This is a genomic window from Halomonas sp. H10-59, assembly GCF_040070555.1.
Taxonomy (GTDB): Bacteria; Pseudomonadota; Gammaproteobacteria; order Pseudomonadales; family Halomonadaceae; genus Halomonas; species Halomonas litopenaei.
In genome coordinates this window covers 4348927-4361373 of the sequence record NZ_CP098828.1, presented here as the reverse complement: position 1 = coordinate 4361373, position 12447 = coordinate 4348927, and the positions used below count along the sequence as shown (strand labels likewise).

Here is a 12447-nt window from a genome sequence, read left to right as displayed (position 1 = left end):
GTTCAGTCTGCTGCAGACGGGCGGCAGTCGGGCAGGGCCGCGAGGACGCGCTGCATGGCGGTGTCGCCCTTGGCTCCCTCGCTGACCTGTTCCCACCACTGACGATGGATGCCGCGGACGCGCACCTCGACCCGTGGTATGCCGATCACCTGGGCCATGGCCATGCGGTGCAGCCCCTTGTTGATCTTGACCAGCTCGCCGTGCCGATCCACCGCCGCGCCCAGACGGTCCTTTCCGAGGCCATTGTCGAATCCGAAACAGGCCATGGCCTCCATGTACAAGAGGTAACGGCGCAGATAGGCGAGGACGCGTTCGGGACGATCCAGCACCATGCCGTCGGAGTGCGAGGCCACCGGCTTGCCTCTGGCCAGGCGTTCGGCCAGCTGGTGGTAGCTGCGGCTCTGGCTTGGGTCGCGACGGTGTGCCCAGATGTCGGCGATGAAGTGCATGCGACGGCTCGACAGGGCGTGGGTCGTCGACAGATCCCAGTCGCCGTCCCATAACAGGCGATCGCTGATCCGGTGACGCTCGCGCCGATCCGGGAAGGAGCGTGGATAGTGGATCTGCTTGAGCAGCCGACGCGGGTCGACGCTGACGTCCAGGGCCTCGCCGTAGCGTGATTCGATGCCGCGTCGGGGCAGGCCGCGGGCCTCGAGGGGCCGGCTGCCCGGGGCCTCGGACAGCCACAGGCGCAGGGCCAGGTGCTCCAGCGGCAGTGTCAGCGAGCGATTGATCAGTCCCTTGGCCCGCTGGGCCAGTCGTGACAGGCTCATGCGCGGGCCCAGACTGGGATCGTACAGGCTGGGGTCGGCGGGTTCGCCGCCGGGCGTCAGCGGCATGTCGCGGCTGGCATCCAGCAGGCTGATGGCACAGCACAGTCGTGCCTTCAGGGCATCATCCACCGACGCCGGAGGCAACTGCTGGTACAGCGCCATCAAGGCGTCCAGCGTCGGGCGCTGGGCATCCGTCAGCGGAGGCGGCAGAACGACGCGGTCGACATCGAGCCGCCAGGGCGTGGCATCGGCCGGCGTGGCCAACGCCAGGCGCTGGCTCGCCAGGCGCGAGGCGAACACCTGCATCAGCCACGCATGGGGGGACTCGGCGGCGGGGTCGAAGCGCCAGACGTTGTGCCATGCCAGCACCAGGGTGTCGTGGATCACGTCCTCGACATCCCTTGGCGCGTCGAGAAAGTGGCGGGCGATGGCGGTCAGGTGAGGCACCGTCAGCCTGGCAAGGGTCTCGAGGCCGCCGGTGGCGCCCTGAGCGCACTCTTTCAGGGCGTCGCCGACCGCCGAGGTGACGGGTAGCGCGGAAGAGAAAAGGGTATCACTGGTCACGATAGAACCGTTTCAAGAAGCTGACTGCCTCGGGGGAAGCGTTGCGGTCAAGCTGCAGCGAGAGCCGAAAGCGCATCGGCGCACTGGTGTCGATGGCGAAGGTGGCGTAGCGCGAGATGCCATCGCCTTCCCGCAGAGTGCGAAAGGCCAGAGGTGTCTCGCCGGGCTTGCCCACCACCGAGACGCTGCCTTCGGTGGCGACGTTGAGGGCCTGGCCATCGGCGTCGCGAACGCTGAGGCTGACCAGGCCCTGGTGCGGGCTGCGCTGGATATCCAGACGGCGGGCCATCTCCTCGGGGAGAAAGTCGGTGGTGATGGCGCTGTAGTGCGCTTCGATATCGCCGAAGCGCTCGAACTGCTGGGCCTGGGCTGGCGCCGTCGGCAATGCCTGCAGCGCCAGCAGCACCAGCAGAGACAAGGCGAGCGCGTATCGTCGGTGGCTGGCTCGATTGACGTTCATCTCATCCTCCTTGGCAGCAGGCCTGCCTGCTGACGTCCGACCCATTACGGCCTTGACCCTCGGCCCATCCTGTCGCGCCGAGGCCTGTGGCGCGCCCGCGCCAGGTGTCAGCCGTCGCGGCTCACGCGAAAGATCGCGATCTCGCCAAACAGGTTGGGCCACAGCCGTGACAGCCGTCTACCTTCGTGGTCCTTGATGCCCACCGCGCGGTCGACGATGGTCACCCCCTTGTCACGACACAGCGCCTCGAAGTCATTGAACGTCGACAGGTGGATGTTGGGGGTGTCGTACCAGGCGTGGGGCAGCGACTTGGACACCGGCATGTAGCCGCGTAGCCCAAGATGGACCCGGTGGCGCCAGTAGGCGAAGTTGGGGAAGGTGATGATGCATTCCCGGGCCACCCGCAGCATTTCGTCGAGCATGCGGTCGGGGCGGCGCAGCGCCTGCAACGCCTGGGTCATGATCACCAGATCGCAGGCATCATCCTCGAAGTTGGCGAGTCCTTCGTCGAGGTTCTGCTCGATGACGCTGACGCCCTTCTCGATGCAGGCGGTAATGCCGTCAGGATCGATTTCCAGACCGTAACCGGTGACGCCCTTGTCGCGCGCCAGAGCGTGCAGCAGGGTGCCGTCACCGCAGGCCAGGTCGAGCACATGAGCACCCTCGGGAATCCAGCCGTGAATCAGGGTGAGGTCAGAGCGCATGGTCGGCCTCCTGGCGTGACGGCAGCTTGAGGTCATCGGCGACGCGTCTCATGAAGCCGGCGAAGATCGCTTGATAGCGCGGCTCCGGCATCAGGAAGGCGTCATGGCCGTGGGGCGAGTCGATATTGGCGTAGCTGACCGACTTGCCGGCACGAATCAAGGCGTTGACCAGCTCCTTGGAGCGTGACGGCGGGAAGCGCCAGTCGGTGCTGAAGCTGACCACCAGGAACGGACACTCAGCCGGGGCCAGGGCCTTGGCCAGGTCGCCCTGGTGGGACGAGGCCGGGTCGAAGTAGTCCAGCGCCTTGGTCATCAGCAGATAGGTGTTGGCGTCGAAGGAGGTGGAAAAGGCGTCGCCCTGGTAGCGCAGGTAGGACTCCACCTGGAACTCCACGTCGAAGCCGAAGTTGAGGTCTTCGCTGCGCAGATCGCGGCCGAACTTCGAGCCCATGGCGTCTTCGGACAGATAGGTAATGTGGCCGACCATGCGCGCCAGCTTCAGTCCGCGACGGGGCAGGGTCTCGTGATCGGCGTAGTGGCCGTCGTGGAAGTCGGTGTCCGAGCGAATGGCCTGACGCGCGACCTCGTTGAAGGCGATGTTCTGCGCCGACAGCTTGGGCGTGGCGGCGATGACCACCGCGTTGGCGATGCGTTCCGGATAGGCCAGTGACCACTGCAGCACCTGCATGCCGCCCAGGCTGCCGCCGACGACGGCGGCGAAGCGGCTGATGCCCAGCCGATCGGCCAGGCGAACCTGGCTGTCGACCCAGTCGCAGACGGTGACCATGGGGAAGTCCGGCCCCCAGCGGCGGCCGGTGTCCGGGTTGATGCTGGAAGGCCCGGTGGAGCCGTGGCAGCCGCCGAGGTTATTCAGCGAGATGACGAAGAAACGATCGGTGTCGATGGACTTGCCGGGACCGATGTGGGCGTCCCACCAGCCTGGCTTGCGATCGGCCTCGTCGTGATAGCCCGCGGCGTGGTGGTGGCCGGACAGGGCATGGCAGATGAGGACCGCATTGCTGCGGTCCTGATTGAGGGTGCCGTAGGTCTCGTAGACCAGGTCGTAGGCCGGCAGCGTCTTGCCGCAGACCAGGGGCAGAGGGTCGTCGAAGTGCGCCACCTGCGGCGTCACCAGTCCGACCGAATCGCGAGTCGTCTCGGGCATCAGTCGTGTGTGTCCAGTGAAAGTTGGTGTTGTCGTGGCCGTGTACGCGAGCGTTGGTCGAGCCTAGAGCCCGACCAGCATCCCGGAGATACCGGCGGCCCGGACCAGCGAACCCACCACGATGCCATCGATCAGGTTGATGCCGATGAACACCACGATGGGTGACAGGTCGAGCATTCCCAGCGGCGGAATCACCCGGCGTACCGGCGCCATGATCGGCTCCACCAGTTGCATCACCAGCAGCGCGCCGGGATGGCTGGCGTTGGGGGCGACCCAGCTGAGGATGATCATCACGATCAGCGCAAAGAAGTAGATCTTCAGGATCGCGCTGGCCAGGGCCGCGACGCCGGCGATGGCCAGGCCATCGAGCCTCGGCATGCCGACACCGGCCAGCTGCAGCAGGATGATGATGCTGATCACCTTGACCAGAAAGCCCGCGGCCAGGGTGGCCAGGTCAAAGCGGCCCATCACCGGGCCAAGCACGCTCTGGAAGGGACGCACCACCGGCTGGGTGATCTTGACCACCGACTGGCTCAAGGGGTTGTAGTAGTCCGCCTTCGAGGCCTGCAGCAGAAAGCGCAGCATCAGCAGGAACAAGAAGATGTTGATCAGGGTGTTGACCAGCAGCAGGCCAGCGTTTCCCAGTTGACTGCCCATGTGGGCTCCTCCGTCTTTGATTAACCCTTGCCGAGTTCGGCAGACATTTCCTGGGCACGCTTGGCACAGGCTTGCATGGCGCCGTCGAGCGCCTGCCGCAGTCCTGCCTGCTCCAGATATTCGATGGCCCTCTCGGTGGTACCCCCCGGGGACATCACATTGCGTTTCAGTTCACCGGGATCACGGTCGCTCTGCATCGCCATCGAGGCGGCCCCGTAGGCGGTCTGCATCGCCAGTCGGCGAGCGCTTTCGGCGCTTAGCCCGAGTTTGACGGCGGCCTCTTCCATGGCCTCGAACATCAGGAAGAAGTAGGCCGGTGCACTACCCGAGACGGCGGTGACCGCTTCCAGCAGGGCTTCGTCTTCGACCCATTCGATGATGCCGACGGACGTCATCAGCTCGCCGACCAGGGCGCGCTGCTCGTCGCTGACGCGCGGGTTGGCATACAGCCCGGAGGCACCGGCACCGACCAGCGACGGAGTGTTGGGCATGCAGCGGACCACCGCCAGGCCGCCACCCAGCCATTGTTCCAAGGTCTCGGCGCTGAGGCCAGCCGCCACCGACACGATCAGCGGCCGACGCTTTTGCACCGACTCCCGTAGAGTCTCGCACACCTGGCGCATGATCTGTGGCTTGACCGACAGTACGACCACGTCGGCGTGCTCGATTGCCGCCAGATTGTCGGTGGTGGTATGGATGCCCAGGCGCTCGGCGAGCGGCGCCAGGGTGGCGTCACGGGTGGCGGTGGCGGTGATGGCATCGGCAGGGTAGCCGCTGTGCACCATGCCGCCGAAGATGGCGCTGGCCATGTTGCCGGCGCCGATAAAGGTCACGTTGCTGGCCATGCGGGGCTCCTTGAAGGGTAGGGCATTGGATATTCGGACAAACAGGGTAGCGTCACCAGGCCTGTCGTGGCGACGGGCTCACTGGCGCGAGCCAAAGATCGCGGTGCCCAGGCGCACGATGGTGGCGCCCTCGGCGACGGCGGCCTCCAGGTCGGCACTCATGCCCATGGACAAGGTGTCCAGCGGTGCGTCCGGCAGCTCTCGACGCAGCGATGACAAGGCCTCGGCCAGTAGCCGGAAGGGCTCGCGCTGCGCTTCTGGGTCTTCGCTGGGGGCCGGGATGGCCATCAATCCGCGCAGACGTACGCGAGGCAGCGCCGCCGCCAGGCTCGCCAGCTCAGGCAGCTCCTCCAGGCTGACGCCTGATTTGGTTGCTTCGCCGCTGACGTTGACCTGCAGACAGATATTCAGTGCGGGAAGGCCATCCGGGCGCTGATCGCTCAGGCGCTGAGCGATCTTGGCACGATCGACACCATGGACCCAGTCGAAATGGCTGGCCACGTCACGTGTCTTGTTGGATTGCAGCGGTCCGATGAAGTGCCAGTGTATGCCAGGGCAGTCGCCCAGTTGGGCCTGTTTATCCAGCGCTTCCTGTAGATAGTTCTCGCCGAAGTCGCGCTGGCCCAGGGCATAGGCATCCCGGATCATGTCGGCTGGCTTGGTCTTGCTGACCGCCAGCAGCAGGGCCGCGTCGGGCGCTCTTCCCGCCTTTGCAAGTGCCTGATTCAGGCGTGTCCGGGCTTGGGTCAAGGATTCGGCAATCGTCGTGGTCATCGGCCTGGGTCTGTCCTATCGTGGGGCTCCCTGCCCCCGAGTCGGGGGTTCAAGCCTGGTAAGCCCATGGATATTACCGAACTGCTGGCACTCTCGGCAAAGCAGGGCGCCTCGGATCTGCACCTGTCGGCGGGACTGCCACCGGTGATGCGCGTCAATGGTGAACTGGAGCGTCTGCCTGGCCCGCCGATGGGCGATGGTCAGGTCAGATTGTTGCTCGAGTCGTTGATGGATGAGGAGCTGCGCGAGCAGTATTCGCGCACCCACGAGGCCGATTTTTCCCACCAGATACCGGGTCTGTCGCGTTATCGCGTCAATGCTTTCGTCCAGCAGCGTGGGGCGGCGGCGGTTCTGCGTACCATCCCCGATCGCATCCCGACGCTTTCGGAGCTGGGGATGGGCGAGATCTTCGAACGTCTTGTCGCCCTGCCGCGGGGGCTGGTACTGGTGACCGGGCCCACCGGGTCCGGCAAGAGCACTACGCTTGCGGCGATGATCGACCATATCAACCGCCACCGTCGCGACCATATCCTCACCATCGAGGATCCCATCGAGTTCATCCACCACAGCCAGCAGGCGCTGGTGTCCCAGCGTGAGGTACACCGCCACACCGAGGGCTTTGCCGTCGCCCTGCGCAGCGCCCTGCGCGAGGATCCCGACGTCATTCTGGTCGGAGAGATTCGCGACCTGGAAACGGCGCGCCTGGCCATGACCGCGGCCGAGACCGGGCATCTGGTATTTGCCACCCTGCATACCGCCTCCGCGGTCAAGACCATCGATCGGATCATCGATGCCTTCCCGGGTGATGAAAAGAATGCGGTGCGGACCATGCTGTCGGAGTCGTTGCAGGCGGTCGTCTCCCAGGCGCTGCTGCCCAGCAGCCGGGGCGGGCGAGTGGCGGCACGCGAGATCCTCTTGATCAATCAGGCGATCCGTCATCTGATCCGCGAGGACAAGCTGGCCCAGATCTACTCGTCGATGCAGACCGGCGGCCAGGCCGGCATGCAGACCCTGGACGCCGACCTGGCGAGACTGGTGGCCTGTGGCGAGGTGGCGCCGGAGGATGCCCGGCGCCTGACCCGTGAATCTCTGGTCGATAGCGGGCCGAGCGCCGGCTGGAGCGGCGGGCAGAACGAGGGCTGGGTGAGCCCCCAGGGCGAAGGCTGGGGGTGAGGCGGTGGTTCAGAGCCAGTCGTTACCCTTTAGCGGGCGTAGAGCCCGCCGAGCACGCGCTCTGCGCTGGCTCCGGTGACCGACGGCAGGTTGCCGGGTCGCAGATTCAGTCGGGCATGGGCCAGCCAGGCAAAGGCGGCGGCTTCCAGCCAGTCGGCCGGCCAGCCCAGGGATTCGCTGTCCAGTAGAGTGGCCTCCGGCAGCTGGCGCGCAAGGCGTGCCAGCAGGTCCAGGTTGCGTGAACCGCCGCCGCAGGGCACCAGGTCGAGGGAGGCAGGGGCGGTAAAGTGCTCCCGCGCCATCTCGATGCCCAGGGCGACGCTGGTGGCGGTCAGTTCCGCCAGGGTGGCCTGGACGTCCTGTGGTGACTCTGAACCGTTCAACTTCGCCTCTGCCCAGTCGAGAGAGAACAGCTCACGCCCGGTGCTGCGAGGCGGTGGGCGGTGAAAGTAGGGCTCTGCCAGCCAACGTTCTAGCAGTGCGGTATCCACCTGGCCGCCGGCAGCCCAATCGCCGTTGGCGTCGAAGGGGGTGCCGCGATGGCGTTGGTGCCAGGCGTCGAGCAGGGCATTGGCAGGCCCGGTGTCGAAGCCCAGCGGGGCACGCGGGTCCGAGGTCGGCGGCAGCAGCGTCAGGTTGGCGATGCCGCCAAGGTTCAGCACCAGCCGCCAGCGTTCGGGGTGGCGAAATACCTGCTGGTGGAAGATCGGTGCCAGTGGTGCGGCCTGACCACCGGCGGCCAGGTCGCGGCGGCGGAAGTCGGCGACCACGGCACAGCGAGTCAGCTCGGCCAGCCGGCTGGGGTTATCCAGTTGCAATGTATAGGGGGGCGAGCCTGGCTGGTGGCCGTAGGGGGCATGCTCGATGGTCTGCCCATGGCTGCCGATGGCAGCGATGTCCTCGGGTTCAAGTCCCTGTTGCTCGAGCAATCGCTGGACTGCCTCGGCCTGGCACTGGCAGAAAGCCTCCTCGGCCCAGGCCAGGTCAGCAAAGCTGACCTGATCGGCGTGGGCCAGTTGCCACAGCCGCTCACGCAGAGCCTGCGGCATGGGAATGCCGACGCTGGCCTCCAGAGCTGCCGTGCCTGTGGCGTCAAAGCGCACCAGGGCGGCGTCGATCCCGTCCATGCTGGTGCCCGACATCAGTCCAATGAAGCGTTGCATGGGCCTTGTCATCTCAACCGGTGGAAAGGTTCATGGTAACATCCCCGCCACTGTCTATACCTGGCGCCGGCGCCGTGACGACGTGCCCCTGCTGAGGGGGGCGTCGATGTCCGCGCAAGGGCCGATTGACCAAGCCAAGCCGAGCTGGAAAGCCGAATTGATAAGTGGAGTGAATACCATGAGCGATGTGGACGAGGCCCTTGCGCTGATTCAGCGCGGCACGCACGAGATTCTGCTGGAGGATGAGCTGAAGAAAAAGCTCGCTTCCGGGCGCAAGCTGAGAATCAAGGCGGGCTTCGATCCGACCGCGCCGGACCTGCACCTGGGCCACAGCGTACTGTTGACCAAGATGCGCCAGTTTCAGGATCTCGGCCACGAGGTCATCTTTCTGATCGGCGATTTCACCGGACGCATCGGTGACCCCACCGGCAAGAACGTCACCCGCAAGCCGCTGACCGAGGCCGAGGTCAAGGCCAACGCCCAGACCTACAAGGAGCAGGTGTTCAAGATCCTCGATCCCGACAAGACCGAGGTTCGCTTCAACGCCGAGTGGTTCTCCGAAATGAGCGCCGCTGACATGATCGAACTCGCCGGTCAGACCACCGTGGCGCGGATGCTCGAGCGCGATGACTTCGAAAAGCGCTACAAGGGTGGCCAGGCCATCTCGGTACACGAGTTCCTCTACCCGCTGGTGCAGGGCTATGACTCCGTCGCCTTGAAGGCTGACATCGAGCTGGGTGGAACCGACCAGAAGTTCAACCTTCTGATGGGCCGCGAGGTGCAGAAGCACTTCGGTCTCGAGCCCCAGGTCGTCATTACCATGCCGCTGCTGGAAGGCCTCGACGGCGTGCAGAAGATGTCCAAGTCGCTGGGCAACTATGTCGGCGTCGACGAAGCGCCGGGGGCGATGTTCAACAAGCTGGTATCGATGCCCGACAGCCTGATGTGGCGCTATTTCGAACTCTTGTCGCTCAAGGACAATGCCGCCATCGAGGATCTGCGCGCGCGGATCGAGCGCGGTGACAACCCTCGTGACATCAAGATGGAGCTGGCGCGCGAGCTGATTGCCCGCTATCACGGTGATGAAGCGGCGGCGAACGCACACCGAAGCGCCGGTAACCAGTTGGCGGAAGGTGAGCTGCCCGAAGACCTGCCCGAGGTCGAGGTGGTCTTTGAAGGCAGCGATCAGGCGCCGATTGCGGCAGTGCTCAATCGCTCGGGACTTGCCAACAACAGCGCCCAGGCCAAGGACATGCTGGGTAATGGACGTGTGCGCGTCGATGGCGAAGTGGTGGCCAAGGATCTGATGCTGGCGCTCGGCCAGAGCTATGTCATCCAGGCAGGCAAGAAGCGTTACGCCAGAGTGACACTGCGCGGCTGATCCGCCGGTGTGACCATCGCTTCCGGGACGCTCGCCACTGGCGGGCGTCCTTCGTTTTGGCACCCGCCTGCCTGCGACCTGTCCACAGGCGGGTGCGAGAAGATGGCTGTGGGTAACATGAAGGCGCGAGTCGTGGGGCAGGCGAAGGCCAGGGCCAAGGCTGGCGCAGCAAGGAAAGCTGGCGCAGCAAGGAAGGTGCATCAAGCAAGGTGCAGCAGGCAAGGTGCATCAAGCACGGCGCAGCAAGGAAGAGACGCAGCAAGGAAGAGACGCAGCAAGGAAGAGACGCAGCAAGGGTGGCTTGGTAACGACAGGTGCGGCTCCCGGGGGCTCAGCGGGAAGTGAAAGGACAGGCCGGCTCGCTGCACCAATCAGCTATTGAGCAATGGTGTGGAATAGCGCAGTAGAGACGTGAAGTATGGGGTGGGTGTTGGAGGCTTCTGGCTCATGACGATGTGATGAAGCCGGCGTGAAATTTTTTTACACGAAGTGCTTGCCAAGGCCGGCCCCGATCCGTAAAGTACGCATCCGCTGCCGACGACGAGCAAACGTCACAGGCGGTGAAGAGTGGTAAAAGTGATTGTTTTGAAAAGACTTTTTGAAGTCTTCAAAAAATTCTCCACTTGACGGGCAACGAGAAATCGGTAAAATGCTCGCCACTCGATCGGAGTCGCCAAGACGGCATCGCAGGATGCGCGTCAGGCTCGCTTCGCTTTCTCTTGGGTCCTGCAAGCATCGCTTGCACGGCGAAAAAAGAAAGCCTTGACGAAATACTTCGATTCTGTAGAATACGCCTTCCTCGCAGGGCGCTGCGCCAACAGGCGCTGCAAAGCGAGAAGCTCTTTAAAAATTGATCAGGTAATTCATGTGGGCGCTTGCCGATGAGTCAGTGACACTGTCACTGAAATATCAAGGCAAGCGACTCGTCAAACGAGACGTTTGAACCTTGAGCCAAGTTTGGTCCGCTTAACGGACTATCAGACTTTAAACTGAAGAGTTTGATCATGGCTCAGATTGAACGCTGGCGGCAGGCCTAACACATGCAAGTCGAGCGGAAACGATCCTAGCTTGCTAGGAGGCGTCGAGCGGCGGACGGGTGAGTAATGCATAGGAATCTGCCCGGTAGTGGGGGATAACCTGGGGAAACCCAGGCTAATACCGCATACGCCCTACGGGGGAAAGCAGGGGATCTTCGGACCTTGCGCTATCGGATGAGCCTATGTCGGATTAGCTAGTTGGTGAGGTAACGGCTCACCAAGGCTGCGATCCGTAGCTGGTCTGAGAGGATGATCAGCCACATCGGGACTGAGACACGGCCCGAACTCCTACGGGAGGCAGCAGTGGGGAATATTGGACAATGGGCGAAAGCCTGATCCAGCCATGCCGCGTGTGTGAAGAAGGCCTTCGGGTTGTAAAGCACTTTCAGTGAGGAAGAAAGCCTTGAGGTTAATACCCTCGAGGGAGGACATCACTCACAGAAGAAGCACCGGCTAACTCCGTGCCAGCAGCCGCGGTAATACGGAGGGTGCGAGCGTTAATCGGAATTACTGGGCGTAAAGCGCGCGTAGGCGGCTTGATAAGCCGGTTGTGAAAGCCCCGGGCTCAACCTGGGAACGGCATCCGGAACTGTCAGGCTAGAGTGCAGGAGAGGAAGGTAGAATTCCCGGTGTAGCGGTGAAATGCGTAGAGATCGGGAGGAATACCAGTGGCGAAGGCGGCCTTCTGGACTGACACTGACGCTGAGGTGCGAAAGCGTGGGTAGCAAACAGGATTAGATACCCTGGTAGTCCACGCCGTAAACGATGTCGACTAGCCGTTGGGCTCCTTGAGAGCTTTGTGGCGCAGTTAACGCGATAAGTCGACCGCCTGGGGAGTACGGCCGCAAGGTTAAAACTCAAATGAATTGACGGGGGCCCGCACAAGCGGTGGAGCATGTGGTTTAATTCGATGCAACGCGAAGAACCTTACCTACCCTTGACATCGAGAGAACTTTCCAGAGATGGATTGGTGCCTTCGGGAGCTCTCAGACAGGTGCTGCATGGCTGTCGTCAGCTCGTGTTGTGAAATGTTGGGTTAAGTCCCGTAACGAGCGCAACCCTTGTCCCTATTTGCCAGCGATTCGGTCGGGAACTCTAGGGAGACTGCCGGTGACAAACCGGAGGAAGGTGGGGACGACGTCAAGTCATCATGGCCCTTACGGGTAGGGCTACACACGTGCTACAATGGCCGGTACAATGGGTTGCGAATCCGCGAGGTGGAGCTAATCCCATAAAGCCGGTCTCAGTCCGGATCGGAGTCTGCAACTCGACTCCGTGAAGTCGGAATCGCTAGTAATCGTGAATCAGAATGTCACGGTGAATACGTTCCCGGGCCTTGTACACACCGCCCGTCACACCATGGGAGTGGACTGCACCAGAAGTGGTTAGCCTAACTTCGGAGGGCGATCACCACGGTGTGGTTCATGACTGGGGTGAAGTCGTAACAAGGTAGCCGTAGGGGAACCTGCGGCTGGATCACCTCCTTAAACGACACGTCATCTGACTGTCGGTAAGTGCTCACAATGAATTACCTGATCAAGCAAGAGTAGCGACTGAAGGGTCAACGCTCGAGGCTAGAGTAGCTGGACCCTTGTAGTATGGGGCCATAGCTCAGCTGGGAGAGCGCCTGCCTTGCACGCAGGAGGTCAGCGGTTCGATCCCGCTTGGCTCCACCATTTCTCATCTTGAGTAAAACAGTCGTCAAGTTCTAAGCAAGATGCTTGTTCGCCACTAGGCGATATCAAGTCTCT

General features: G+C 63.2%; 10 protein-coding genes, 1 tRNA gene and 1 rRNA gene. 4 read left to right on the top strand and 8 right to left on the bottom strand.

The features are described from left to right. Window positions 1-2 precede the first annotated feature (2 nt). The 7 genes from NFG57_RS19025 to NFG57_RS18995 form a co-directional block, all read right to left on the bottom strand. A complete protein-coding gene (locus NFG57_RS19025; protein ID WP_162816429.1) occupies window positions 3-1337 on the bottom strand; it encodes a sigma factor in 1335 nt (444 codons plus the stop codon). Beyond that, window positions 1327-1797, bottom strand: a complete 471-nt coding sequence (locus tag NFG57_RS19020; protein WP_162816430.1) for a DUF4426 domain-containing protein — start codon at window positions 1795-1797, stop codon at window positions 1327-1329. Before NFG57_RS19020 ends, NFG57_RS19025 begins: the two co-directional genes overlap by 11 nt. 107 nt (window positions 1798-1904) lie before the next feature. Then, the gene (metW, locus tag NFG57_RS19015) at window positions 1905-2501 is read right to left on the bottom strand and encodes a methionine biosynthesis protein MetW (RefSeq protein WP_045993286.1); all 597 of its coding nucleotides are present in this window, start codon (window positions 2499-2501) and stop codon (window positions 1905-1907) included. Continuing rightward, window positions 2491-3666, bottom strand: a complete 1176-nt coding sequence (locus NFG57_RS19010; RefSeq protein ID WP_045993285.1) for a homoserine O-acetyltransferase — start codon at window positions 3664-3666, stop codon at window positions 2491-2493. The genes metW and NFG57_RS19010 overlap by 11 nt, the downstream gene beginning before the upstream one ends. Window positions 3667-3729: 63 nt before the next feature. After that, window positions 3730-4323: a YggT family protein gene (locus NFG57_RS19005; RefSeq protein ID WP_045993284.1), complete on the bottom strand. Its 594-nt coding sequence runs from the start codon at window positions 4321-4323 to the stop codon at window positions 3730-3732. A 20-nt stretch (window positions 4324-4343) separates the two neighbouring features. Further along, window positions 4344-5168 (bottom strand): pyrroline-5-carboxylate reductase, encoded by an 825-nt coding sequence (proC, locus tag NFG57_RS19000; protein WP_045993283.1) that lies wholly within the window; start codon window positions 5166-5168, stop codon window positions 4344-4346. 78 nt (window positions 5169-5246) lie between these two features. After that, on the bottom strand, window positions 5247-5942 hold the full coding sequence (locus NFG57_RS18995) for a YggS family pyridoxal phosphate-dependent enzyme (RefSeq protein ID WP_124805266.1): 696 nt from the start codon (window positions 5940-5942) through the stop codon (window positions 5247-5249). Between the two features lie 66 nt (window positions 5943-6008). Here NFG57_RS18995 and NFG57_RS18990 point away from each other — a divergent pair, with 66 nt between their 5' ends. Continuing rightward, window positions 6009-7115, top strand: coding sequence for a type IV pilus twitching motility protein PilT (locus NFG57_RS18990; RefSeq protein WP_348814960.1), 1107 nt, complete (start codon window positions 6009-6011; stop codon window positions 7113-7115). 29 nt (window positions 7116-7144) lie between these two features. Here the strand turns inward: NFG57_RS18990 and NFG57_RS18985 are convergent, their stop codons facing one another. Then, entirely contained in the window at window positions 7145-8278 is a 1134-nt protein-coding gene (locus NFG57_RS18985; protein WP_213229422.1) for an anhydro-N-acetylmuramic acid kinase, read from the bottom strand. A 178-nt stretch (window positions 8279-8456) separates the two neighbouring features. Here NFG57_RS18985 and tyrS point away from each other — a divergent pair, with 178 nt between their 5' ends. From tyrS to NFG57_RS18970, 3 genes are all read left to right on the top strand, one after another. Further along, complete coding sequence (gene tyrS, locus NFG57_RS18980) at window positions 8457-9659, top strand: tyrosine--tRNA ligase (RefSeq protein ID WP_045993280.1); 1203 nt, start codon at window positions 8457-8459, stop codon at window positions 9657-9659. A 986-nt stretch (window positions 9660-10645) separates the two neighbouring features. Beyond that, window positions 10646-12183: ribosomal RNA gene (locus NFG57_RS18975) — 16S ribosomal RNA — on the top strand. A gap of 113 nt (window positions 12184-12296) precedes the next feature. After that, window positions 12297-12372: transfer RNA gene (locus NFG57_RS18970), tRNA-Ala, on the top strand. Window positions 12373-12447 lie beyond the last annotated feature (75 nt).

Bases quoted from the DNA above. Each gene is read 5' to 3' on its own strand.
- NFG57_RS19020 (WP_162816430.1), bottom strand. From the start codon at position 1,797: ATGAACGTCAATCGAGCCAGCCACCGACGATACGCGCTCGCCTTGTCT.
- metW (WP_045993286.1), bottom strand. From the start codon at position 2,501: ATGCGCTCTGACCTCACCCTGATTCACGGCTGGATTCCCGAGGGTGCT.
- NFG57_RS19010 (WP_045993285.1), bottom strand. From the start codon at position 3,666: ATGCCCGAGACGACTCGCGATTCGGTCGGACTGGTGACGCCGCAGGTG.
- NFG57_RS19005 (WP_045993284.1), bottom strand. From the start codon at position 4,323: ATGGGCAGTCAACTGGGAAACGCTGGCCTGCTGCTGGTCAACACCCTG.
- proC (WP_045993283.1), bottom strand. From the start codon at position 5,168: ATGGCCAGCAACGTGACCTTTATCGGCGCCGGCAACATGGCCAGCGCC.
- NFG57_RS18995 (WP_124805266.1), bottom strand. From the start codon at position 5,942: ATGACCACGACGATTGCCGAATCCTTGACCCAAGCCCGGACACGCCTG.
- NFG57_RS18990 (WP_348814960.1), top strand. From the start codon at position 6,009: ATGGATATTACCGAACTGCTGGCACTCTCGGCAAAGCAGGGCGCCTCG.
- NFG57_RS18985 (WP_213229422.1), bottom strand. From the start codon at position 8,278: ATGCAACGCTTCATTGGACTGATGTCGGGCACCAGCATGGACGGGATC.
- tyrS (WP_045993280.1), top strand. From the start codon at position 8,457: ATGAGCGATGTGGACGAGGCCCTTGCGCTGATTCAGCGCGGCACGCAC.